Source organism: Vicinamibacterales bacterium, from assembly GCA_035699745.1.
Taxonomy (GTDB): Bacteria; Acidobacteriota; Vicinamibacteria; order Vicinamibacterales; family 2-12-FULL-66-21; genus JAICSD01.
The window spans coordinates 11,499-35,427 of sequence record DASSPH010000041.1; the positions used below are offsets into that span (position 1 = coordinate 11,499).

Here is a 23,929-nt window from a genome sequence, read left to right on the forward strand (position 1 = left end):
TGCTGCGATAGAGTCGCCGCATTATGCCTCGTCCGCTGCTCCTTTGCCTCGTCGCCGCGTCCCTGCTGGCGCAGGCGCGGCCCGGCCCGGTGACGTCGCCGGCATTCGCCGAGCCCGGACTCGCCCCGGACGGCTCCGAGATCGCGTTCGTCTCCGGCGGCGACATCTGGACCGTCCCCGCCAGCGGCGGCGACGCGCGCCTGCTGGTCTCCAATGCCGCCAACGACACGCGGCCGATGTACTCGCCCGATAAGAAGCACCTTGCGTTCGTCTCGACCCGCACCGGGGGCGGCGACGTCTACGTGCTGACCCTCGCCACCGGCGACGTGCGGCGGATCACGTTCGACGACGGGCTCGATCAACTGGACGGCTGGTCCCGCGACGGACGGCATCTCTATTTCTTCACCAGCGGGCACGATCTCTCCGGCGGCGTCAACGACATCTATCGCGTTCCGGTCGAGGGCGGCACGCCGATGCCGGTCAGCGCCGATCGCTACACCAACGAGTTCTTCTCCTCCGTGTCGCCGGACGGCAGGACGCTGGCGATGTCGGCGCGCGGCATCGCCTCCGCCCAGTGGTGGCGTCGCGGCGCCTCGCACATCGATCAATCGGAGATCTGGCTGCGGAACCTGACCGCGCCGGACGCGCCGGAGGCGTATCGCGCGGTCACGAGCGGCGGCGCGAAAGATCTGTGGCCGATGTGGAGCGCGGACGGCGCAACGCTCTACTTCGTCTCGGACCGCGGCGGCGCCGAGAACATCTGGCAGAGTGCCGCCGCACCCGGCTCGCGGCCGCGCCAGGTGACCGCCTTCAGGCACGGGCGCGTGCTGTGGCCGTCGATCTCGGCCCGCGGCGACGCCATCGTGTTCGAGCGCGATTTCCAGATCTGGAAGCTCGACACGGCGTCGGGAAAATCGGCGCCGGTTCCGATCGCGCGGATCGGCGCGCCGGCGGGGCCGTCCACCGAACAGCTGCGGCTCACGAACCAGTTCGAGGACCTGGCGCTCTCGCCCGATGGCAAGAAGGTCGCGTTCGTGGCGCGCGGCGAAATCTTCGCCGCGTCGGCCAAGGACGGCGGCGACGCCGCGCGGGTCACGATGACGCCGGCGCTGGAAGCGCAGCCCGCCTGGTCGCCCGACAGCCGGCGCCTGGTCTATTCCTCCGAGCGCTCCGGCCCGGCCCGGCTCGTGTCGTATGATTTCGTCACCGGCAAGGAAACGCCGCTCACGACCGAAGGGGACGGCGATCACGCGCCGCGATTCTCGCCTGACGGCAGGTCGATCGCCTTCGTCCGCGGCGGCCGCGAACTGCGCGTGCTCGACGTCGCGGCGGGCAAGGATCGGGCGCTGGCGAAAGGGATCATCGCGGATCCGATCCAGGTCGGCCGGCCGATTGCCTGGTCGCCGGACGGACAGTGGATCGCGTTCTTCACCGCCGGCACGCGCGGCTTCACCAACGTTGCGGTGGTTCCCGTCCCGGGCGGCGAGCCGCGGCAGGTCAGCTTCCTCGCCAATTCGAACGCCAACACCGTCACCTGGTCTCCCGACGGCACCTTCCTCCTCTTCGATACCGGCCAGCGCACGGAAGCCCAGCAGCTCGCGCGCGTCGATCTCACTTTGCGCACCCCGAAGTTCCGCGAAGATCAATTCAGGGATCTGTTCAACGAGGAACAGACGCCAAGGCGACCGTCAACGGCGCCGCCGGCCCCGTCGACGGTCGACGAAGTCCCGCCGAAGCCGGCGGCGGCGCCGCGCGACACCGCGACGCCGGCGAAGGCGGACGTCAAGGCGGCGGACGAAGCAAAGGCCGACGACAGGAAGCCGGTGCCTCCCACGCGGATCGTCTTCGACGACATCCGGCACCGCCTGTCGCTGGTTCCCGCCGGCGTGGACGTCGGCGAAGCCTTCATCAGCCCCGACGGCAAGACCGTGGTGATGATCGCCGGCGCCGCCGGGCAGCAGAACCTGTACGCATGGTCGATGGACGAGACCGCGCGCGAGCGTCCGGTGGCGCGGCAGTTGACGACCAGCGCGGGGGGGAAGGCTGACGTCGCGTTCTCGCCCGACAACAAGGAAGTCTTCTACCTGGACGACGGCCGCATCAACGTCGTCACGCTCGATCGCCGCGAGGTGCGGCCGGTTGCCGTCACCGCGGAGATGGCGGTGGACTTCGCGAAAGAGAAGGTGGTGGTCTTCGATCAGGCGTGGCGCCTGCTGCGCGATCACTTCTTCGATCCCGACTTCAACGGCGTCGACTGGACCGAGGCGCGCAAGGCGGTGGAGCCGTACATCGCCGGCGCCCGCACCCCGGACGAGATGCGGCGGATCGCCTCGCTGATGATCGGCGAGTTGAATGCATCGCATCTCGGCATCAATCCGCCCCCCGCGCCCGCCGGCGCCGGCGGCGTCGGTCATCTCGGCCTCGACTTCGATCGGGCCGCCTACGAGTCGTCGGCGGCGCTGAAGATCGCGGCCGTCGTGCCGCTCGGGCCGGCGGCGCTCGGGTCGGGCATCGAGCCGGGACACTTCCTGATCGCGGTGGACGGCGAGCCGCTCGGCGCGCGCGTCAATCTCGACGCGCTGCTCGAGAACAAGGTGAATCGGCGGACGGTGCTGCGCATCGCCAGGACCGCGTCGGGCGATGGCGGCCGTGACGTCGCCGTCCGCCCGGTCTCGGCGGCGACCGAGCGCGGCCTGCGCTACCGGCAGTGGGTCGCGGCGCGCCGCGCCTACGTCGCCAGGATCAGCAACAACCGTCTCGGCTACGTCCACATGCCGGACATGTCCGCCGGCTCGCTGTCGCAGCTCTACGTCGATCTCGACGCCGACAACATCGCGCGCGACGGCGTGGTGATCGACATTCGCAACAACAACGGCGGCTTCGTCAATCCGTACGCGCTCGACGTCTTCGGCCGCGCGCACTACCTGAACATGACGCTCCGCGGCATGCCGACGATGCCGGCGCGCTCGGCGCTGGGCCAGCGATCGCTGGAGAAGCCGACGGTGCTGGTGACGAACCAGCACTCGCTGTCGGACGCGGAGGACTTCACCGAAGGCTATCGCGCGATGAAGTTGGGGAAGGTCGTGGGCGAGCCCACCGCCGGATGGATCATCTTCACCTGGAACACGCGGCTGATGGACGGCACGATCCTGCGGCTGCCGCGATCGCGGATCACCGATCGCGCCGGCGCGCCGATGGAGATGCACCCGCGTCCGGTCGATGTGGAGGTGAAACGCCCGATCGGCGAGAGCTACGGCTCCAAGGATTCGCAGCTCGACAAGGCGGTCGAAGTGCTCCTGCAGACTCTGCAATCGACCGACCGGGTCAGCCGCTGATCGATCACCCGATCACCCGATCACCCGATCGCCCGATCTATTCGTCTTCGCTGTACTCGTCCGGATCCTTGTGGGTCGCGATGTTGTCGATGTCGGGATCGTCGGCGGCGTCGAGCGCGCGCCAATCCTCGTCCGCGTCGTAGAGACTCGACACCGGCCGCTGCTTGATCGGTCCCTTCGGCTTGTCGCGTTCCTTCCCCTGCGGCTTCCGTTTGTGCTTCGGGGGCGCGTCGGGGCCGAAGTTCTTGGTGCCGCGCGGCGCTTCGCCGCCGCCGAAGCCGCCGGGACGCGGGCCGCTGAAGCCGCCGGGCCGCGGCGCGTAGCCGCTCGGGCCGCCGCCGGGTCTCGGACTGCTGAAGCCTCCCGGCCCTCCGGGCGGACGCGGGCTGAAGCCGCCGGGCCGCGGCGGACCGCCGGGCCCGCGCTCCTCGCGCGGCCGCGCCTCGCTGACCGCGAGCCCCCGCCCTTTGAACGGCGTCTGATCGAACTTGCGGATCGCCTCTTCCGCCACGGCGCGATCCGCGTAATCCACGAACGCGAACCCGCGCGGACGGCCGGTCTCGCGATCGACGGGAAGGACGACGGAGGTAGGGACGCCGACGCTGGACAGGTGCTCCCGCAACTCGGCTTCCGTCGCCGTATACGGCAGGTTGCCGATGAACAATCGAACTGACATACGCCCCCACAAAATAGCACGTTTGGGGCCGCCGAGGTTGAACGGGCTGAGCGGCCGCGCTACGATGGACTGTTCCGGCTCCGCCGGAATTCTGCACATACATGGCCGATACCAGGGGACAGATCGCCGTCCGCGGCGCGCGCACGCACAACCTCAAGAACGTCGACGTGACGTTGCCTCCGCGCTCACTCATCGTGATGACCGGGGTCAGCGGTTCCGGCAAGTCGTCGCTCGCCTTCGACACCATCTACGCCGAGGGGCAGCGGCGCTACGTCGAGTCGCTCTCCGCCTACGCCCGGCAGTTCCTCGAGCGCATGGAGAAGCCGGACGTCGACAGCATCGAGGGCATCTGTCCGGCGATCGCCATCCGCCAGAAGAACAGCATCCGCAACCCGCGCTCGACCGTCGGCACGACCACCGAGATCCACGACTACCTGCGGCTGCTCTACGCCCGCGTCGGCCGCACGTTCTGCCGCGGCTGCGGCAAGGAAGTCATCCGCGAAACGGCGGAGGTGGTCGCGACGCGATTGAGCGCGCTGCCGGAAGGCACGCGGCTGCTGATCGGCTTCGACATGCCGGTCGTCGCGTCCACGCCGCTCGCCGCCGCCGAGCCGGAGCCCGACGACGAGTATTCGCCGGCCGACGCGCTCGAAGCCGAACCGCCGGCGCCGCAGCCGGTGCTGCCCGATCTCGTCGATTCGGTCGCCGAGACGATTGCGACGCTGCGGCGCAAGGGGTTCGGCCGCCTCTACGTCAACGGTCAGACGGTGAATCTCGAGGACGCCGACACCGCGACGCTGAAGGATCGCAGCACGCTCCAGGTCATCGTCGACCGCGTGAAGGTGGAGCCGGACGTCCGCCCGCGGCTGACCGACTCGATCGAGACCGCCTACACCGAGGGCGGCGGCGCCGCGTTCGCCGTCGAAGCCGGCGGGGCCGCGCCGGGCGGCAGCGGCGCGAGCGCGGGTCAGCCGGTCGTGCACCGGTTCTCGGAGCGGTTCGAGTGCCGCGAGTGCAATCTCCAGTACGAGGTGCCGCAGCCGCGGCTGTTCTCGTTCAACAACCCGTTCGGCGCCTGCCCGCTCTGCCACGGCTTCGGCAACATCATCGAGCTCGACATGGATCTGGTGGTGCCCGACGCCGCCAAGTCGATCCTGCAGAACGCGATCGAGCCGTGGAGCAAGCCGCACTATCGGGCGCAGCTCGCCGAGCTGAAGCGCGTCGCGAAGAAGCGCGTGCGGCTCGACGTGCCGTGGTCCGAGCTCGACGAGGACGAGAAGCGGTTCGTCATCGACGGCGACGGCGGCGGCTGGGAAGGGGTCAAGGGGTTCTTCCGCTGGCTGGAGCGCAAGAAATACAAGGTCCACGTCCGCGTGTTCCTGAGCCGCTACCGCGGATACCTGACGTGCCCGGAATGCGCCGGCGCCCGGCTGCGCCGGGAAGCGCGCGACGTGCGCGTCGGCGATCGCACGATCGACGCCGTCTGCGGCCTCACCGTCAAGGAGGCCGATCGCTTCTTCGCCTCGCTGACGCTCTCCGAGAAGGATCTGGCGGTCGCCGACAAGGTCCTGCGCGAGATCCGCAAGCGCCTCGGCTTCCTCCGCGATGTCGGGCTCGACTACCTCACGCTCGACCGGCTGTCGTCGACGCTCTCGGGCGGCGAGTCGCAGCGCATCAACCTGGCGACGTCGCTCGGCTCGGCGCTGGTGGACACGCTGTACGTGCTCGACGAGCCGTCGATCGGGCTGCACTCGCGCGACAACGAACGGCTGATCACCATCCTGCGGAAGCTGCGCGACCAGGGCAACACGGTGCTCGTCGTCGAGCACGACGCCGACATGATCAAGGTCGCCGACGTCGTCGTCGACATGGGACTCGGCGCCGGCGAGCAGGGCGGGCGAGTGATCTTCAGCGGCCCGCTCAGCCAGCTGATGGGGGAGCCGCGTTCGCTGACGGCGAAATACCTGCGCGACGAGCTGGCGATCCCGGTGCCGGCGGCGCGGCGGCGCCCCTCCAACCAGCGGCTGAAAGTCCTCGGCGCGGCGGAACACAACCTGAAGAACGTCGACGTCGAGATCCCGCTGGGGATGCTGACCTGCGTCACCGGCGTGAGCGGGTCAGGGAAGAGCACGTTCGTGCACGACGTGCTGTATGCGGCGCTGAAGCGCGCCAAGGGCGACTGGGATCGGCGGGTCGGCACCCACCGCAAGCTCGAAGGCGCGGAGTTCATCACCGACGTCGTCCTCGTCGACCAGGCGCCGATCGGCCGCACGCCGCGGTCCAACCCGGTGACCTACCTGAAGGCGTTCGATCCGATCCGCGAGCTGTTCGCCTCCACCAAGGACGCGCGCACGCGCGGCCTGACCGCCAGCCACTTCTCGTTCAACGTGCCCGGCGGCCGCTGCGAGGCGTGTGAAGGGGAAGGACAGGTCAAGGTCGAGATGCAGTTCCTTGCCGACGTGTTCGTGCCGTGCGAGGTGTGCGAGGGCAAGCGCTTCAAGGCGCAGGTGCTCGAGGTGAAGTACCGCGGACGCGACATCGATCAGGTGCTCGACATGACGGTGCGCGAGGCGCTGACGTTCTTCAGCACGTCGCCCAAGGTGCTGCGCCGGCTGCAGGTGCTCGACGAGATCGGCCTCGGCTACCTGCGCCTCGGCCAGCCGGCGACGACGCTGTCGGGCGGCGAGGCGCAGCGGATCAAGATCGCCGCGCACCTGTCGACGCAGACCGGCGATCGCGTGCTCTACATCCTCGACGAACCGACCACCGGACTGCACTTCGACGACATCGCGAAGCTGCTCGCCGCGTTCAGGAAGCTGCTCCAGGCCGGCCACAGCCTGCTGGTCATCGAGCACAACCTCGACGTCATCAAGACGGCCGACTGGATCGTCGATCTGGGGCCGGAAGGGGGCGAGGAGGGCGGCGAGATCGTCGCCGTCGGCACACCCGAACAGCTGGCGCAGAACCCGGCGTCGCACACCGGGCGGTACCTGCGGGAGGTGCTGGCGACGGGCCGGTCCAACGCGTACGCAAACTAGCGGCGGACCGCGCAGAGAGAGAATCAGCTCATTGGCCCGGCGCGCTGTGCGTGCGTGCTCCGCGTGCGTACGTGGATGACACCGGTCTGGTAAAATAGCCTGCCCCCGTAAGACCGCCATGCACAAAATTGCATCGTTCGCAGTTGCGATCTGTCTTTCCGCAGGTGTATCCGCCGCCCAGCAGCTTCGGTTCGACGACGTCGTGCGCAACCTGCGCAATCCGGATCCGAAGACGCGGCTGAGCGCCATCCACCTCCTCCGTGACGCGAAGTATCCCGAAGCGATCGGCCCGATCGCGGCGCTCGTGACCGATCCGGTCGACGAGATCCAGCTCGAGGCAATCGCGGCGGAGCTGTCCTTCTTCCTCGAGCGGGACATGAAGTCGAAGCGGATGGTCGGCTTCGTGATCGAGAAGCGGCGCTCGGGGCTGGCACGCGGCGCCTTCGACCTCGGCCCGTACGCCGTCTGGCCGCGGCCCGCGCCGCCCGAGCTGATCGCGGCGCTGCTGCAGGCGGTGGACGACGAGAGCGACAAGGTGCGGACCGAGGCGATCTACGCCGTCGGGGTGATCGGACGGTCGCCGCTGGCCGCGGATCACGTCGCCCGGCTCACCAAGGCGCTGGATCACTACGATCCGGCGGTCCGCGCCGGCGCGGCGCGGGTGATCGCCCGGCTCGAAGTTGCGGACACCGGCGAGGCGCTGCTCAAGGCGGTGAACGACTCGCAGGCGGACGTCCGCTACGCCTCGATTCGCGCGCTCGGCGCGATCGGCGAGCAGCGCGCGATCACGGCGCTTGCCGAGCAGCTCGCGTACTACAAGAAGGGGGAAGGGGCCTGGTCGGCGCTCGAGGCGCTGGCGCGCATCGGCGCGCCGGCGAGCGTGCCGCTGTTCCGCGAGCGGCTGCAGGACAAGGACGCCTACATCCGCCGCGCGGCGATCGAAGGGATCGGCCGCGCCGGCGACGCCCAGTCGATCGAGGCGCTCGAGCGCGCCGCCACCGCCGACGAATCCCCGATGGTGCGGCTGGCCGCGGCGTTCGCGCTGCAGAAGCTCGGGCGCAATTACGGCGCGCGGATCGTCGATCTGATGGCCAACGAGAAGGTGATCGCGCAGGCGCAGGACTACCTCGTCGAGCTCGGCGCGCCGATGACGGTGACGCTGACGCCGCGGCTGCAGGAGCCCGATCCCAACGTCCGCGAAGCCGTCGCCGACGTCCTCGGCGCGATCGGCGACGCCTCGGCGATTCCGGCGCTGCAGGCCGCGGCCAAGGATCGCGACGCGTCGGTCGCCTCGGCGGCAAAGCGGGCGCTCGCCCGGCTTCGCGGCGCCGAGTAGTGCCGCCGCTTCGGCGTTCGTTCTATGACCGCCCGACGCTCGACGTCGCGCGGGATCTCATCGGCAAAGTGCTCGTGCACGAGACCCGCGCCGGCCTGGCGTCCGGCGTGATCGTCGAGGCGGAAGCGTACATCGGCGAGAGCGATCCGGCGTGCCATGCGGCGCCCGGCCCGACCCGGCGCAACGCGCCGCTCTACGGTCCGCCCGGCATCGCCTACGTGTATCTGAACTACGGCATCCATTACCTGGTCAACGCCGTCACCGAGGCGGAGGGGTGGCCGGCGGCGGTGCTGATCCGCGCGCTCGAGCCGAAGGACGGCATTCCGCTGATGCGCCGGCGGCGCGCCGCCGGAGGATCCAGGCCGGGGCCGGCGATCGCCGTCGACGATCTCTGCCGCGGTCCTGGCAATCTGACAAAAGCGCTGGGCATCGACCTGCGGCACAACCTCCTCGACCTCACGCGCGGCGCCCTGCGGATCGAAGATCACAAACTGCCGGCGCGGCCGGTCGTGTGGAGCCGCCGCATCGGCATCAACGTCGGCGTCGAGCACGAGTGGCGCGTCACGGCGGGAGACAGCAGCGCCGTGTCGGGCCGGCGCGACGCGAAGCGCGGCCTCCCGATCCCGGACGGGCGCGACTCGGGCACATAGTCGGAACGATGTGTCGACGGTTGCGGATCACGCGGCCTGGCAATGATCGCCTTCAGGGACGGGCAGGTGGGTTCGCACCTCCGCCGAGTCGTCGTGACGTCAGCGCCCGCGGGTCGAACGCGAGCGTGTGATCGGCACGGTGACTTCCAGCCGCCGGCTCTCGCGCAGGATCTCGAGCCGGGCGGCGGTGCCGACCTTCGAGTCCGCGAGCATCCGCATCAGCGCCGACGCGTCTTCGACCGTACGGCCGTTGAACGAGGTGATGATGTCGTCGGCGCGCAGGCCCGCCTGGTAGGCTTCGGCCCGCGGTGAGATCTGATTCACGAGGGCGCCGCGCGTGTTCGGCGCGCCCAGCTGCTCGGCGATCTGGGTGGTGAGGTTGGCGATGCTGATGCCCGGGATCGTGCCGCGCTGCACTTCGCCGTGCTTCAGCAGGTCGTCCATCACGTGCCGCGCCAGATTGCTCGGCACGGCGAAGCCGATCCCCTGGTAGCCGCCGGTCTCGCTGAAGATGGCGGTATTGATCCCGACCAGCTCGCCGCGGGCGTTGATCAGCGCGCCGCCGGAGTTGCCGGGGTTGATCGCCGCGTCGGTCTGGATGAAATCCTCGTAGACGTTGATGCCGACGTTCCGGCCCAGCGCGCTGACGATGCCGAGCGTGACGGTCTGGTTCAACTGGAACGGATTGCCGATGGCGAGCACCCACTCGGCCACGCGGAGCTTCGATGAATCGCCCCACGGCAGTACCGGCAGCCCGCGCGCGTCGACCTTGAGCAGCGCGATGTCGGTCGCTTCGTCGACGCCGATGATCCTGGCGCGCAGCTCGCGGCGATCCGGCAGCACCACCGACACCTGCGCGTTGCTGCTGCCGATGACGTGGTTGTTGGTCATGATGTAGCCGTCGCTCGACACCACCACCCCGGAGCCCAGACTCTGTGCGACGCGGTTGCGCGGCGCGTAGATGTCGTCGCCGAAGAAGTAGCGGAAGAGCGGATCCGACATCATCGGCGAGTTGGGCTGGCGGACCACGTTCAGCGAGGTGATGTTCATCACGCTCGGAATCGCGCGGCTGGCGACGCTCGACAGATCCGGCAGCCCGGCGACGGTCGGCGGCCCCGTGGGAGCGGCCTGCTGTGCCGCGGGGGCGGCGGGAGGCGCCGCGGCGCCGGCCTCTTCCGCCGTGCGCATCCGCCCGGTCAGCACCATGCCCGCGGCGAAGCCGCAGCTCACGAACACGACGATGAGGATGAGCCGTCGGATCATCACTTGACCTCGATGCGCCTGGGCGGCGAGGCCGCCTTGGGCAGCGTGATGGTCAGGACGCCGTCCCGCAGGTCGGCGCCGATCTGGTCCGTCGCCACCGGTTCGGCGAACCGGAACGTCCGCTCGAACGAGCCGTAGCCGCGCTCCATCTGATGGAAGTGCGACGCGTCCTCCCCGGGCGCGCCGGATCCCTCCACCCGCGTGCCGCGCAGCCGCAGGTGATTGTCCTGGACGGCGACGTCGATGCTGTCCCGCGGAATGCCGGGCACTTCGGCGGTGACGACGTAGCGGTCTTCGGTTTCGTAGACGTCAATCGGCGGCGCCCACGCCGTCCCGTGCTGGGCGGCGAGGCGCTCCAGCCGCTCCTGCCAGGCGCGCAGGTCGCGCAGGGGATCGCATGGCATGGCTCGATCGTAGCAAATTCCCGGATTTCCAGATACGCTTTGGGTTTGTGCAGGGGGGAAATTCCCAGACGTCTATGGCTTCAGTTCAAGCGACGCGCCTCAAGAAGGGCATGCTCATCAAGATCGGCAACGACCTCTTCCGGGTGCTCGATCTCCAGCATTTCACCCCGGGCAACAAGCGCGGCTTCGTGCAGGCCCGGATGCGCAACATCCGGACCGGGCAGCAGGCCGACAACAAGTTCCGCGCCGAAGAGGACGTCGAACGGGCAATCCTCGACGAGAAGCAGATGCAGTACCTGTATCGCGACGGCGATTCGTTCCATTTCATGGACACGAACACCTACGATCAGATCCATCTCGACCTCGAGGTGCTCGGCGACAACGCCAACTACATCGTCCCCGACGCGATCATCACGATGGAGTTCTACGGCGATGAGCCGGTCGGCATCGAACTGCCGATCAGCGTCGACCTGAAGGTGGTCGACACCACCCCGGGCATCAACCGCGCCACGGCGAGCGCCCAGGTGAAGCCGGCCACGCTCGAGACCGGCCTGGTCGTGCAGGTTCCGCCCCACGTGAACATCGGCGACGTGATTCGCGTCGGCACGGTGGACGGGGAGTATCAGAAGAAGGTGTAGTGTTCAGCACCGCCCCCCCGATCTCGGGAGCGCAGGCTGAGAGCGGAAAGCGGATCGCGGATCGCGGTAAGCGGGTCATCGCATGGACGTAGCACACAGGGCGGGCGCCGGCTGGATTGAGGTCGTGACCGGATCGATGTTCAGCGGCAAGAGCGAGGAGCTGATCAGGCGGCTGCGGCGGGCGCAGATCGCGAAACGCAAGGTCCAGATCTTCAAGCCGAAGATCGACAACCGCTACAGCGACGGCCACATCACGTCGCACAGCGCCATGCAGATCCAGGCCGAGAACGTGAGCAAGGCGCGCGATCTGCTCACCCGGGTGCGGCCGGACACGGAGGTCGTCGGGATCGATGAAGGGCAGTTCTTCGACGCCGAGCTGCCCGCGGTCTGCACGGCCCTGGCGGATCAGGGCAAGCGCGTCATCGTGGCGGGGCTCGATCAGGACTACCTCGGCAAGCCGTTCGAGCCGATGCCGCAGCTGCTCGCCATCGCGGAATACATCACCAAGACGCTGGCCATCTGCATGGTGTGCGGTGCGCCGGCCAACCACACGCAGCGCCTCATCGCCAGCAGCGAGCGGGTGCTGGTCGGCGCTCAGGGCGCCTACGAAGCCCGCTGCCGGCACTGCTTCGATCCGCGCCTGGGGCAGTGAGTCCGGTGTGCGGCGATGATCGAACAGGCTCTCCTCACGCGGCTGATGTATCTCATCGGCGGCGGGTTCGCGCTGGTCAACCTGCACCAGTTCTACCAGTACCTGCGCTATAGGCGCCTGCGCCGCACCGCGCTCCTCATCTGGGGCGCGCCGCGTCCGCCGTTCTACCGGCTGTTCCTCTGGGTCGGCGCGGTGCTGGCAATCGTGATCTTCTACAAGCTGACGGTGCTGAAGCTGCACCCGAAGTTCGTCTTCGGCGAGACGATGATGCTCGTCTACTACGTCTACGCGCTGCCGCTCGGGCTGAAGATCGGCCGCGGCTTCTACGAGGACGGGATCTGGAGCGAGCGCGGCTTCATTCCCTACGCGCGCATCGGCGGCCTGACCTGGCGGGAAGGGGAGCGGACGACGCTGGTGCTGCTGTACCGCTGGCGCAACTTCGCGCGCCACCTGGTGGTGCCCGAACCGTACTACGGCGAGGCGCGCCGCGTGCTGCGCGACAAGATCGCGACGCACGACATTCACTTCACCGGCAAGACGCTCGACCTGGGCTTACACGACGAACGCGACGACGTGTAGCGGCAGCTCAGGCAAACCAGCCCAGCGGCCCGAGCCCGTGCGCCATCGGGTCGCGCAGCCAGTCGGGCGGGGTGAGCCAGACGAACGCCAGGATGACGATCACCATCACGTCGTACTGCCAGGTCGCGCGTTCGAAGGTCCAGAAGAAGCCGTTCCACAGCATGCGGACCGGCAGCGGGGCGCGCGTGATCGCCTGCGGCCGCTCCTCCGTGCCGCGCTCGAGCACCCGGTAGGTCAGGATCACGCGATCGGCGACCGAGAAGATCGACAGGATCAGAATCACCCACATCACCGCGCCCATGCGGTTGGTGAAGGCGCCGATCATGAAGAGCACGATCCGCTCGGGGCGCTCCATGAAGCCGACCTTGCACTTGGCGATCAGCGACTCGGCCCGGGCCCGGGTGTAGCTGGTCATCAGCGCGAACATCATCGCCAGCGACGCGATCAGCGCGTAGTCGGTGCGCCCCATCCGCGAGTAGAGGTAGATCGGCCCGATGAACAGCGCGATGTCGGAGAAGCGATCGATCACCGAGTCCCAGAAGCCGCCGAACTTGCTGATGAGTCCGGTCTGCTGCGCGACCTTGCCGTCGATGAAGTCGAAGATGTTGGCGACGAGCATGATGAAGCCGGCGGTCACGAACTGGCCGTGGGCGAGGTGCACGGCGGCCCAGGAATTGATGAGCACGCCGACGAAGGTCAGGACGTTCGGGTGGATGCGCAGCGCCACGCACGCGGCGATGATCGCCCGCAGCGGGAGCATGCAGATCCGTCCGACGAGGCCGGTGAAGGTCATTGCATAATCGCGCGGGCCTGTCGGCCCGCTGGAACTGCTATAATTTAGGGTTCGAAAGTCCGCAAAAACGCCCAGTGTAGTCCATGCCGATCCAAGACCTCAAGAGCAGGATTGCGCGGCTGCCCGAGCAGCCCGGGGTCTACCTCTATTTCAACGAGGCCGGGGAGACGCTGTACGTCGGCAAGGCGAAAGTCCTCCGGGACCGGGTGCGCAGCTATCTCGGCGCCCAGGGGATGAGCCCGCGGCACGACGCGCTGCTCGAGGAAGCGTCACGCCTCGAGTTCATCGTCACCGACTCGGTGGTCGAGGCGCTGGCGCTCGAGAACCATCTCATCAAGCAGCGCGCGCCGCGCTACAACATCCTGCTGCGCGACGACAAGAACTACCCCTACCTGCAGCTCACCACCGGCGAGGCCTTCCCGCGGGTGTTGATCGCGCGCAGCGTCGAGAAGGACGACCACTACTATGCCGGCCCCTTCATGCCGGCGAAGCTCGGGCGGCGGACGATGGCGCTGACCCACCGGCTGTTCGGCATCCGCTCGTGCAACGAGGTGATCACCGGCGATCGCGCGCGCCCGTGCCTCGAATACGACATCCGCCGCTGCATCGCGCCGTGCGTGCGCGAGATCTGCAGCGAGGAGACCTATGCGGTGGCGGTGCAGGACACGAAGCTGTTCCTCGAAGGGCGGAACGACGAGCTGATCGCTCAGCTGCGGCAGCGGATGAGCGACGCGGCCGCCGCCGAGCGCTTCGAGCAGGCGGCGCAGCTCCGCGACGCGCTGCGCACGATCGAAACGGTGCAGCAGCGGCAGCAGAAGATGACCGGCACGAGTCTGGGGGACCGCGACGCCTTCGGCATCAAGGTGGGGCCCGCCGGCGCGGTGGTACAGGTGTTCCAGGTCCGCGGCGGAAAAGTGGTCGAGCGTGTCGAACTCGCGTCCGCATCTCTCGGCGGCTTCCGTCTGCAGACGGACGGCCCGGCGGCCGCGGCGGAATCCGACATCCTCCAGGCTGCGCTCGAGCAGTTCTATACCGAACATCCCGCGCCGCCCGAGATCCACCTGCCGATCCCGCTGAGCGAGCCGGAGACGGAGCTGATCGAAGCGTGGCTGACGGATCGAGCCGAGCATCGCGTCCGGATCATCGTCCCGAAACGGGGCGAGAAGCGCGGCCTGCTGGATCTCGCGGCCCGCAACGCCCAGGTCGCCTACCAGACGCGCTTCAACGAGAACGTCGCCGCGCACTACGACGCGCTCGAGACCCTGCGCGCCGTCCTGACCCTGCCGGCGATTCCGCGCCGCATCGAGTGCTTCGACATCTCCACCATCCAGGGCAGCGAGACGGTGGCGTCGATGGTGGTGTGCGAAGACGGCCGGATGAAGCGATCCGAGTACCGCAAGTTCCGGATTCGAGGGTCGAGGGGCGAGGGTCGAGGGTCGGAAAACCCGGAGATCGTTCCTCGCTCCTCGAGCCTCGACCCTCGCATTCTCGACGACTTCGCCTCCATGCAGGAGGTCGTCTCCCGGCGCTATCGCAAGGTGCTGGAGAACGGCGGTCCGTTCCCCGATCTGATCCTGATCGACGGCGGCAAGGGGCAGTTGTCGGCCGCGTATGCGGCCCTCGAAGCGCTCGGACTGGCCAACCTGGTCGCGGTCGGCATCGCCAAGAAGGAGGAGCTGATCTTCACGCGCGACCGCGTCGATCCGATTGCCTTCGATCCGGCCAGCCCGGCGCTCCTGCTGATTCAGCGCATCCGGGACGAGGCCCACCGCTTCGCGATCACGTTCCACCGGCAGGCGCGCGGCCGGCGCGACCTGCGGTCGGCGCTGGACGACATCGCCGGCATCGGGCCGCGCCGCCGCAAGGCGCTGCTCACGGCCTTCGGCAGCGTCGCCGGCGTGCGCCGCGCCACGCGCGAGGATCTGATCGCCGTCGTCGGCGCCAGGTGCGCCGACCAGGTGCTCGCCCATTTTGCCGGACAGACCTGAACAGGTATCGTGTCAGCCGCATGAACGATCGCCAGTTTCGCGCGCTCGCCAAACCCTACATCGTCCGCGAAGGACGGCGCTTTCGCCTGAAAGAGTTCGACCCGCAGGGTCCCGGACGCGCGGCCGCCCACCAGGGCGCGAAGAAGTTCCTCAAGAAGAGCGTCGAGGTGCTGTCGGAACTGCAGGAGAAGTTGTACGCGCAGGATCGCTGGGGCGTGCTCCTCATCTTCCAGGCGATGGACGCGGCGGGGAAGGACAGCGCCATCAAGCACGTGATGTCGGGGATCGATCCGAAGGGCTGCCAGGTCTACTCGTTCAAGAGCCCGTCGAGCGAAGAGCTCGATCACGACTTCATGTGGCGGACGTCGAAGTGCCTGCCCGAGCGCGGACGGATCGGCATCTTCAACCGGTCCTACTACGAGGAAACGCTGGTGGTGCGCGTCCACCCCGAGTTCCTCGGCCGCCAGAAGCTGCCGACCGAGCTGATCACCCCGCGGATCTGGCGCGAGCGGTTCCAGGACATCAACGCCTTCGAGCGCTACCTGGCGCGCAACGGGTTCGTCATCCGCAAGTTCTTCCTCAACGTCTCGCGCGCCGAGCAGCGCCGCCGGTTCCTCGAGCGGCTGGAGCGGCCCGAGAAGAACTGGAAGTTCTCCATGGGCGACCTGGCGGAGCGGTCGCGCTGGCGTTCGTACATGACCGCCTACGAGGAGACGATCCGCGCCACCGCGACCCCGCACGCCCCCTGGGTGGTCATTCCCGGCGACGACAAGAAGTTCGCCCGGACGGTGGTCGCGGCCGCGGTGATCGACGCCTTGAACGGGCTGAACCTCCAGTTTCCGACGCTCGACGCCGAGCAGCAGCAGGAGCTGACGCGGGCGCGGCGCCTGCTGCGGCAGGAATCGCGTCGTACAAAGTCTTGATAGCACACGGGTTCTGACGTATCCTTGGGTTTCCTTCGTTGAATATCGATCCACTCGCCGCGGCCATCGGCTTCGGCGTGCTCCTGATTTCGCTGACGATCCACGAGGCCGCGCACGCGTGGACCGCCGACAAGCTCGGCGATCCGACCGCGCGGATGCTCGGCCGCGTCTCGCTCAACCCGCTGGTGCACATCGACTGGCTCGGCACGGTCGTGCTGCCGATCATCGCGGCGATCAGCGGCTTGCCGCTCATCGGCTGGGCGAAGCCGGTCCCGGTGAACATGCGCAACCTGGCGAATCCCCGCCGCGACTTCATGATCGTCGCCGCCGCCGGGCCGATCAGCAACCTGCTCCAGGCGATTGCCGGCGCGATCGTGCTGCGGGCCATCTTCACGGGCCAGCCGGGTCCGGCGGTGTCGGTGCTGACCGACGTGGTGTGGATCAACCTGCTGCTCGCGTTCTTCAACCTGATTCCGCTGCCGCCGCTGGACGGCGGCAACGTCGTGCTGGGGCTGCTGCCGGCGCGGCTGGCGATGGCGTACGACGGGCTGCGCAACTACGGCTTCGTGATTCTGTACGCCCTGATGCTGACCGGCGCGGCGAGCGCGATCATGCTGCCGCCGACGCTCTTCTTCGCGAGGATTCTGCTTCCGTGAAAGCGCGCGTCGTCTCGGGCATGCGGCCCACCGGCCAGCTGCATCTCGGTCATCTCGTCGGGGCGCTGAGCAACTGGGTCCCGCTGCAGGACAAGTACGACTGCTTCTACTTCGTCGCCGACTGGCACGCGCTGACCAGCGAGTACGCCGACACCAGCCGGGTCGTGGACAGCGGCTGCGAGATGGTGGCGGACTGGATCGCCGCCGGCCTCGATCCGGAGAAGAGCACGTTCTTCGTGCAGTCGCTCGTTCCCGAGCACGCCGAACTGTTCCTGCTGTTGTCGATGGTGACGCCGGTCTCGTGGCTCGAGCGCGTGCCGACCTACAAGGAGCAGCAGGAGGATCTCAAGGACCGCGATCTGTCGACGATCGGCTTCCTCGGGTATCCGCTGCTGCAGACCGCGGACGTGTCGATGTACGACGCGAAGTTCGTGCCGGTGGGGGAGGACCAGGTCGCGCACCTCGAGCTGTCGCGCGAAGTCGTCCGCCGGTTCAACAACGTGTTCGGCGACACGCTCGTCGAGCCGCAGCCGCTGCTCACCAGGGTGTCCCGTCTGCCGGGCATCGACGGCGACAAGAAGATGAGCAAGAGCATCGGCAACACCATCCACTTGTCGGACGATGCCGAGACGGTCACCAAACGCGTCCGGATGATGTACACCGATCCCAAGCGCGTGCGCGCCGACATTCCCGGCACCGTCGAAGGGAACCCGGTCTTCATCTATCACGACACGTTCAATCCCGACACCGCGGAAGTGGACGATCTGAAAGAGCGCTACCGCACCGGCAAGGTCGGCGACGTCGAGGTCAAGGTGAAGCTCGCCAAAGCGCTCAACGCCCATCTCGAGCCGATCCGGGAGCGCCGCCGGGACGTGCTCGCCCGGCCCGGCGCGGTCAAGGAAATTCTGCACGAAGGCTCGAAGAAGGCGCGGGTCACGGCTCGTGAGACCATGGAGCGCGTCCGCGCGGCGGTGAAGCTGAGGTACTAGCCGGCCATGGAACAAGAGTTCGAATCCATTCTCGAGGCCTACCCCGTCCGCCTGCAGAACTTCGAGGGCCCCCTCGACCTGCTGCTGCATCTGATCAAGAAGCACGAGGTCGACATCTACGACATCCCGATCGCGCTCATCACGACGCAGTACATCGAGTACATCGATCTGATGCAGGAGCTGAACCTGGATGTCGCCGGGGAGTTCCTGGTGATGGCGGCGACGCTGATTCACATCAAGTCGCGCACGCTGCTGCCGCGTCCCGATCCGGCGCAGGAGGATCCCGAGGAGGATCCGCGCGAGGCGCTGATGCGCCGGCTGCTCGAGCACCAGAAGTTCAAGGCCGCCGCCGAGCTGCTGCACGAGCGCGAGACGCTGCGCAGCGCGCAGTGGACCCGCCCGGACGGGCCGATCGCCGAGATTGCCGGGGAGGCCCCCGAGCCGGAAATCGAAGTCGATCTGTTCAGCCTGATCAGCGCCTTCCGCGCCGTGGTGGAGCGGACCAAGGCCAGGCCCAAGGTCTATCTGCCCTCGGAGCAGATTCCGATCGAGGATCGCATCGAGCAGCTGATGTCGCGGCTGTCGGAGACGGAGGCCTGCGGCTTCGAGGATCTCTTCCAGGACATCCAGACGCGCGCCGGCCTCGTCGTCACGTTCCTGGCAGTGCTGGAGATGATCCGGCTGAAACTCATACGCGTGTTCCAGAGCGGCGTCATCGGGCCGATCCGGATCTACAAGCGGGCGCGCCCCGCGGACGCGCCGCGGCCGCTGCACGATCCGGAGCAGGTGCACGCCGAGCATCTGGCGCAGCAGCACAAGGACGACCACAGTGTCTGACCATCTCAAGCCGATCGTCGAGGCGTTGATCTTCGCCTCTCCCGAGCCCATCACGCTGAAGACCCTGTACAAGCTGCTCGACGGCGAGCCGAAGGAAGACGTCGACGCCGCGGTGGCGGCGGTGCGCGCCGATTACGACCGTCCCGGCGGCCTGCAGATCGTCGAGATCGCGGGCGGCTATCAGCTGACCACCAAGCCCGAGCTGCACGAATGGGTGCGCAAGCTGTTCCACGAGCGGACGACGTCGAAGCTGTCGGTACAGTCGCTCGAGACGCTGGCGGTGATCGCCTACAAGCAGCCGGTGACCGCGCCGGAGATCGCCGAGATCCGCGGCGTGAGCAGCAGCTCCGGCGTGCTGCAGACGCTGATCGAGCGGAAACTGGTGAAGACCGTCGGCCGCAAGCAGGTCGTCGGCCGCCCCTTCATGTACGGGACGACGCGGGAGTTCCTCGAGCGCTTCGGCCTGAACGACATCAGCGACCTGCCGAAGGTGGACGAGCTGTCCGACGCGCTCGGCTTCGATCTGCCGCCGGGGCTCGCCGAGCCGACTGAGACCACGTCGCCGCTGCCGTTCGACGACCCGTCGTCGCCCGTGTCCGCCGCGCCGGAGGAAAGCCCCGCGCCGCAAGAGGACACCGAGAGCGTCCACTGAGCCAGCCCGCCCGGGTGCCAGGTCTGCGTATCGGCTGGCCTGGGTGAGCGTATCGGCTGGCCTGGGTGCCAGGTCTGCGAACGGGCGGATTGGGTGCCAGGTCTGCAACCTACCGAGGAAGCTGCCGCTTTTTAGACCTGACCCCCGGGTGTCAGGTCTGCGAACGGACCGAGTTCGGTGCCAGGTCTGCAACCTATCGAGGGACCTGCCGCTTTTTAGACCTGACCCCTGGCCTGCCGTTTTCCAGACCTGACCCCCGGGTGCCAGGTCTGCGAACGGGCCGGGGTCGGTGCCAGGTCTGCAACCTACCGAGGAACCTGCCGCTTTTTAGACCTGACCCCCTGGTCTGCCGTTTTCTAGACCTGACCCCTCGTCCGCCCTTTTCTAGACCTGACCCCGATGTGCCCGATGTGCCCGTTTGCAGACCTGGCCCCAGGGCGGCAGCGCGGCGCAGGCGGGCCAGCTCCGGCGGCGTCAGGAAGCGCCAATGGCCCACCGGGATGTTCGGGTCCTCGATCGGGCCAATCCGCACGCGCTTCAGGCGGACGACCGGGTGGCCGACCGCCTCGAACATCTTGCGCACCTGCCGGTGCCGCCCTTCGTGGATCGCGATCTCCACGATCGTCTGCTCGCCGCTCCCTCTCGCGAACGGTTCCGACGCCCGGATCTTCGCGGGCGCGGTGCGGCGCCCCTCCACCGGCACGCCGCGCGCGAGGCGCTCGAGCGTGCGATCGTCGGGCACCCCCTTCACCCGCGCCTCGTAGACCTTCTCCACTTCATGGCGCGGATGCGTCAGCCGCGCCGCCAGCTCGCCGTCGTTGGTCAGCAGCAGCAGCCCTTCGGAGTCGTAGTCGAGCCGGCCGACGGGGTAGATGTACTCGGCCACCCCTTTGACGAGATCCATCACCGTCGGACGCCCCTGCGGGTCGCTGCGCGTGGTGATGTAGCCGCGCGGCTTGTTCAGCAGCACGTAGCGCTTGCGCTGCTCGCTCTTGATCCGCCGTCCGTCGACCTTGATCTCGTCGATCGACGGATCCGCTTTCGTGCCGAGCTCGGTGACGGTGGTGCCGTTGACGCTAACGCGCCCCTGCAGGATCAGTTCTTCGGAGAGGCGCCGCGAGGCGATCCCCGCCGCAGACAGAATCTTCTGCAGCCGCTCGTCGTGCCGCGCCCGGCGTGGCTCACTCATCGAGGACGTCTGCCCAGAAGTCTATCAGCCGCCACATCGCGGCCGCGGTCGAGCCGCGATCCACCTCCGCGTGGGTGATCAGCGGCGTCAGCAGCGCGCGCGCGCGTCCGCCGTGCGACGCGGCGTACCGCGCGAGCAGCGTCGACTCGATGGCAGGGACGACGTTGTCGTCGGTGCCGTGCAGCAGATAGAGCGGGGACGGCGGCAGCGGCGAGCGCTCGGGTGAGAGCGAGGGCGCGCCGCCGAGCGCCGCCACGTGCGGCAGCAGCACCGGGCCGAGCCGCGCGACGTCCCGATCGTTCACGTAGCCCATGTAGGTCCGCGACGGCTCGGCCAGCGATTCGGCCAGCGACCTCGCGCGGGCGAACTCCAGCGCCGCCTTCCCCTTGTCCACCATGTCGAGGCGCGACGCCTCCAGGAACGACCGGATCGCCTCGCGCAGCGGCTCGGCCTGCGGCGCCGGGACGACGCGATCGGCGGCGCCGAGGAGGACGATGGCCAGGCCGTAGTCGTGCGGCGGGCGCGTGGAGCCGTCGGCCTGGATGCCGGTGCAGAGATACTTCAGGGTGCGCGGCAGATCCGCGTGGCCGCCGAGCGCCATGACGAACGAGACGCCGTCGCGCACCGAGGGGCGCCCCGCGGCGACCACCGACAGGCCGCCGCCGAAGCTGATCCCGAGCAGGCCGATGCGCCCGTCGCGTCCGCGGTACTCGTTCTGCCGCAGCATCCACGCCGCGGCGTCCTCGATCATGTCGGTGGTCCCGGTCGTGATCTCGTAGCGCATCAGGTCCGGCAGTTCGACGGTGAGGACCGGATGGCCGAATGCCGCGATGTGCCGCGCGAATCCGACCAGCCGCGGCTCGTCGATGCCGGCGGCGTGCACGCCGGGCACGAGCATGATGCCGCGCCCATCCGCGCGGGCGGGCCGGTAGGCGCGGGTGCGCAGCGCGCCGCTGCGCCACGGGATCGACCGCACCGGCATCTCGGTCACGGCAGTCGTGTGCCACTGGGCAACGCGCTGCGCCGCGCCGTCCATGCCGGCGGCGATCACGACGAAGGCGGCGCCGCGGCGGTGGGCGCGGGCGGCCGCGGCGGCGAGCAGGAGCACGCAGAGCAGGATCAGGAGGATCACGGTCACCCTTCGCAGCAGCCGCATGGCGCGGCCATAATAGCAACGTGAGGACGCGTGCGAGCGAAGCACATCATCGCGATTGACGGTCCGTCCGGCGCCGGCAAGGGGACGGTCGCCCGCGCCGTTGCGGCGCGGCTCGGCTACCGGCACATCGATACCGGCGCGATGTATCGCGCGCTAGGCTGGCTGGCGCTGCACGAGGGGATCGAACTGACCGATGAAACCGCCGTGGCGGCGCTCGGGGAGCGGGCGACGTTCGATCTCGAGAACGGCCGCGTCGTCATCGACGGGCACGACGTCAGGACCGCGATCCGAACGCCGGAGATGGACAAGGCGGCGACCGCCGTGGCGCGGCATCCCGCGGTGCGGCGCGTGCTCGTCGCGCGTCAGCGCGCGTACGACCAGGGGGCGGGCGTGGTCATGGAAGGGCGGGACATCGGCACCGTGGTGTTTCCCGACGCCGACGTGAAGATCTACCTGGACGCGTCACCCGAGGAGCGGGCGCGGCGCCGCGCCGCCGACCCCGCGCACACCAGCTCGAAGAGCAGCCAGCTGGCGGACGTGGCGACGGCGCTCGCCGAGCGCGACAAGAACGACTCGACGCGCGCCGCCTCGCCGTTGACGATCGCGCCCGACGCGGTGGTGATCGATACGACGGGCGTTCCGATCGACGACGTGATCGAGAGAGTACTGGCTCTGGCGGAAGCGCGCTCGTCGGGGGAGTTACCGTGAGACGGTCGACGGTCCGGCACAAGGTCACAAACCTGCGACGGGCACCACGTGACTTCGGCGTGGTGTGTTCTTCGTGGTCCTCGTGCCGGAGCGTGCGCCGTCGGCCTTCAGTCCTCGTCGTGGTCGGGGTAGTCTTCGGCTGACGCCGGGTCCAGCTCCCAGCGGTGCCGATCGCGCTCGGCGATCTTGTCCGCGGCTTTCAGTTCCTCGTTGTCGGCGTACTCGATCCCCAGCGCGCGGCCGATGTCGTCGACGCGATCCTGATCCGGCGTCGGGTTGTCGCCGCCGGGGGCTTCGTCGCCGACCGCGTACGCGTCTTCCCAGTCGGCATCCACGTCGCCGCCGGTCATCGCCGGGCTGGTCTCGGTGTGATCGCGCTTGGCCTGGCGGAGCGCCGCGCGCCCGCTGCGCGCGGCGGAACCGTGGCGATCCATGTTGAGGCTCGACGGGGGACCCTGCACGCTTTCTTCCACTTCGCGCAACCGCTTGCGCTCGCGTTCGAGTCCGGGCGCCTGCCGGATCGTGCCGGCGCCGGCGGCCGTGCCGGTCGAGCGCCGGGTCGGCATCGGGTTGGTCGGGCCGCTCACGCTGCGTCCCGTGGCAGGCGTCTGCGCCAGCGTCGCCTCCTGGCCGGTGCCGCCGCGCCGCTTCGAGCCCGGCCGCTTCGAGCCCGGCCGTTTCGGCGCGGTCTTCCGTGCGCCGCCGCGAGGGGCGGCGGCCTTGCGGGCCGAGGTCTTGCCCGGCCGCGGCGGGTTCTTGCGCGCCTGCTTGCGCCGCGCCTTGCCCTTCGGGGGTCGGGCGCCTGCCGTCCGGCGGCCCGTCTTCCTGGCGCCGCTGCCGGCGGCGACCCGTAACCCCGCTCCCTTCTTGCGTTTGGACGGGGTGGTCTTCTGGCCTTTCGCTTTCCGGACCTTTTTCGCCATCGTCGGCTCCCTTTGTCCCGCGCCGCGGCCAGACCTTGACCCCGCGGCCGTAAGTAGTGGATAATCTACTGCTTATCGCAACTCAAGCGAGAGTCAATCTACAGCCCGCCGGAGCTGAGATCCCGGCAAGTACGTCAGAGAGGACCCGCTCAGCATGGCAAGAGACAAACAGCAGCAGATCATTCCGCAAGGAGGTCGCGATTCGTCAACTGGCTTGGACGATCAACACGTTGATGCGCAGGAATACGCGGCCCTCCTGGACCTTTACGATAACAGCTTCCGCAACATGGCGGAAGGCGAGGTCGTCAAGGGTACCGTCCTGAAAGTGACGCCGTCCGAAGTCATCGTCGACGTCGGCTACAAATCCGAGGGGATCATTCCCGTCGACGAGTTCGTGGACGAGACCGGCCAGATCACCGTGCAGCCCGGCGACATCGTCGACGTGCTGCTCGAGCGCACCGAGGATCGCGAAGGCTACGTGGTGCTCTCGCGTGAGAAGGCCGAGAAGATGAAGATCTGGGACGAGGTCGAGAAGGCCTATGCC

General features: G+C 68.5%; 22 protein-coding genes. 15 read left to right on the forward strand and 7 right to left on the reverse strand.

Annotation, left to right across the window (positions count from 1 at the left end; all coding sequences use genetic code 11):
- The first annotated feature begins 23 nt into the window (after positions 1-23).
- The gene (locus tag VFK57_08445) at positions 24-3,335 is read left to right on the forward strand and encodes a S41 family peptidase (GenBank protein ID HET7695720.1); all 3,312 of its coding nucleotides are present in this window, start codon (positions 24-26) and stop codon (positions 3,333-3,335) included.
- A 37-nt stretch (positions 3,336-3,372) separates the two neighbouring features.
- Here VFK57_08445 and VFK57_08450 read toward each other — a convergent pair whose 3' ends face one another.
- Complete coding sequence (locus tag VFK57_08450) at positions 3,373-4,011, reverse strand: hypothetical protein (protein ID HET7695721.1); 639 nt, start codon at positions 4,009-4,011, stop codon at positions 3,373-3,375.
- Positions 4,012-4,112: 101 nt separating this feature from the next.
- On the opposite strand from VFK57_08450, the gene uvrA reads away from it, so the two are divergent.
- From uvrA to VFK57_08465, 3 genes are all read left to right on the forward strand, one after another.
- A complete protein-coding gene (uvrA, locus tag VFK57_08455; GenBank protein HET7695722.1) occupies positions 4,113-7,049 on the forward strand; it encodes an excinuclease ABC subunit UvrA in 2,937 nt (978 codons plus the stop codon).
- Positions 7,050-7,167: 118 nt separating this feature from the next.
- On the forward strand, positions 7,168-8,385 hold the full coding sequence (locus tag VFK57_08460) for a HEAT repeat domain-containing protein (protein HET7695723.1): 1,218 nt from the start codon (positions 7,168-7,170) through the stop codon (positions 8,383-8,385).
- Positions 8,385-9,035 (forward strand): DNA-3-methyladenine glycosylase, encoded by a 651-nt coding sequence (locus tag VFK57_08465; GenBank protein HET7695724.1) that lies wholly within the window; start codon positions 8,385-8,387, stop codon positions 9,033-9,035. The genes VFK57_08460 and VFK57_08465 overlap by 1 nt, the downstream gene beginning before the upstream one ends.
- 99 nt (positions 9,036-9,134) lie before the next feature.
- Here VFK57_08465 and VFK57_08470 read toward each other — a convergent pair whose 3' ends face one another.
- Both VFK57_08470 and VFK57_08475 read right to left on the reverse strand, forming a co-directional pair.
- Positions 9,135-10,298: a trypsin-like peptidase domain-containing protein gene (locus VFK57_08470; GenBank protein ID HET7695725.1), complete on the reverse strand. Its 1,164-nt coding sequence runs from the start codon at positions 10,296-10,298 to the stop codon at positions 9,135-9,137.
- Positions 10,298-10,702: an Hsp20/alpha crystallin family protein gene (locus tag VFK57_08475; GenBank protein ID HET7695726.1), complete on the reverse strand. Its 405-nt coding sequence runs from the start codon at positions 10,700-10,702 to the stop codon at positions 10,298-10,300. The genes VFK57_08470 and VFK57_08475 overlap by 1 nt, the downstream gene beginning before the upstream one ends.
- A gap of 74 nt (positions 10,703-10,776) precedes the next feature.
- Here VFK57_08475 and efp point away from each other — a divergent pair, with 74 nt between their 5' ends.
- The 3 genes from efp to VFK57_08490 all read left to right on the forward strand — a co-directional run bounded on the left by efp (position 10,777) and on the right by VFK57_08490 (position 12,571).
- Positions 10,777-11,340 carry an elongation factor P gene (gene efp / locus VFK57_08480; protein ID HET7695727.1) on the forward strand — a complete coding sequence of 188 codons (564 nt, stop codon included), beginning with the start codon at positions 10,777-10,779 and terminating at the stop codon, positions 11,338-11,340.
- Between the two features lie 82 nt (positions 11,341-11,422).
- The gene (locus VFK57_08485; protein HET7695728.1) at positions 11,423-11,992 is read left to right on the forward strand and encodes a thymidine kinase; all 570 of its coding nucleotides are present in this window, start codon (positions 11,423-11,425) and stop codon (positions 11,990-11,992) included.
- A gap of 15 nt (positions 11,993-12,007) precedes the next feature.
- Positions 12,008-12,571 carry a hypothetical protein gene (locus tag VFK57_08490; protein ID HET7695729.1) on the forward strand — a complete coding sequence of 188 codons (564 nt, stop codon included), beginning with the start codon at positions 12,008-12,010 and terminating at the stop codon, positions 12,569-12,571.
- A gap of 7 nt (positions 12,572-12,578) precedes the next feature.
- On the opposite strand, the gene VFK57_08495 is transcribed toward VFK57_08490, so the two are convergent.
- Positions 12,579-13,364 (reverse strand): CDP-alcohol phosphatidyltransferase family protein, encoded by a 786-nt coding sequence (locus VFK57_08495; protein ID HET7695730.1) that lies wholly within the window; start codon positions 13,362-13,364, stop codon positions 12,579-12,581.
- Between the two features lie 83 nt (positions 13,365-13,447).
- On the opposite strand from VFK57_08495, the gene uvrC reads away from it, so the two are divergent.
- From uvrC to scpB, 6 genes are read left to right on the forward strand one after another with little or no spacing between them, the layout of a single operon-like run.
- Positions 13,448-15,352 carry an excinuclease ABC subunit UvrC gene (gene uvrC, locus VFK57_08500; GenBank protein HET7695731.1) on the forward strand — a complete coding sequence of 635 codons (1,905 nt, stop codon included), beginning with the start codon at positions 13,448-13,450 and terminating at the stop codon, positions 15,350-15,352.
- A gap of 20 nt (positions 15,353-15,372) precedes the next feature.
- Positions 15,373-16,275 (forward strand): polyphosphate kinase 2 family protein, encoded by a 903-nt coding sequence (locus tag VFK57_08505; GenBank protein HET7695732.1) that lies wholly within the window; start codon positions 15,373-15,375, stop codon positions 16,273-16,275.
- Positions 16,276-16,313: 38 nt separating this feature from the next.
- On the forward strand, positions 16,314-16,931 hold the full coding sequence (locus tag VFK57_08510; GenBank protein ID HET7695733.1) for a site-2 protease family protein: 618 nt from the start codon (positions 16,314-16,316) through the stop codon (positions 16,929-16,931).
- On the forward strand, positions 16,928-17,920 hold the full coding sequence (trpS, locus tag VFK57_08515; GenBank protein ID HET7695734.1) for a tryptophan--tRNA ligase: 993 nt from the start codon (positions 16,928-16,930) through the stop codon (positions 17,918-17,920). The genes VFK57_08510 and trpS overlap by 4 nt, the downstream gene beginning before the upstream one ends.
- Before the next feature lie 6 nt (positions 17,921-17,926).
- Positions 17,927-18,757 carry a segregation/condensation protein A gene (locus VFK57_08520; GenBank protein ID HET7695735.1) on the forward strand — a complete coding sequence of 277 codons (831 nt, stop codon included), beginning with the start codon at positions 17,927-17,929 and terminating at the stop codon, positions 18,755-18,757.
- Positions 18,750-19,409 (forward strand): SMC-Scp complex subunit ScpB, encoded by a 660-nt coding sequence (scpB, locus tag VFK57_08525; GenBank protein HET7695736.1) that lies wholly within the window; start codon positions 18,750-18,752, stop codon positions 19,407-19,409. Before VFK57_08520 ends, scpB begins: the two co-directional genes overlap by 8 nt.
- Positions 19,410-19,602: 193 nt before the next feature.
- Here the strand turns inward: scpB and VFK57_08530 are convergent, their stop codons facing one another.
- Complete coding sequence (locus tag VFK57_08530; GenBank protein HET7695737.1) at positions 19,603-20,598, reverse strand: pseudouridine synthase; 996 nt, start codon at positions 20,596-20,598, stop codon at positions 19,603-19,605.
- A complete protein-coding gene (locus tag VFK57_08535; protein HET7695738.1) occupies positions 20,591-21,754 on the reverse strand; it encodes a hypothetical protein in 1,164 nt (387 codons plus the stop codon). Before VFK57_08535 ends, VFK57_08530 begins: the two co-directional genes overlap by 8 nt.
- A gap of 30 nt (positions 21,755-21,784) precedes the next feature.
- Here VFK57_08535 and cmk point away from each other — a divergent pair, with 30 nt between their 5' ends.
- Entirely contained in the window at positions 21,785-22,462 is a 678-nt protein-coding gene (gene cmk / locus VFK57_08540) for a (d)CMP kinase (protein ID HET7695739.1), read from the forward strand.
- A gap of 107 nt (positions 22,463-22,569) precedes the next feature.
- On the opposite strand, the gene VFK57_08545 is transcribed toward cmk, so the two are convergent.
- Positions 22,570-23,385: a DUF6335 family protein gene (locus VFK57_08545; protein HET7695740.1), complete on the reverse strand. Its 816-nt coding sequence runs from the start codon at positions 23,383-23,385 to the stop codon at positions 22,570-22,572.
- A 286-nt stretch (positions 23,386-23,671) separates the two neighbouring features.
- Between VFK57_08545 and VFK57_08550 the strand changes: the two genes are divergently transcribed.
- Positions 23,672-23,929, forward strand: a 258-nt coding sequence (locus VFK57_08550; GenBank protein HET7695741.1) for a S1 RNA-binding domain-containing protein, incomplete at its 3' end; no start/stop codon positions are given.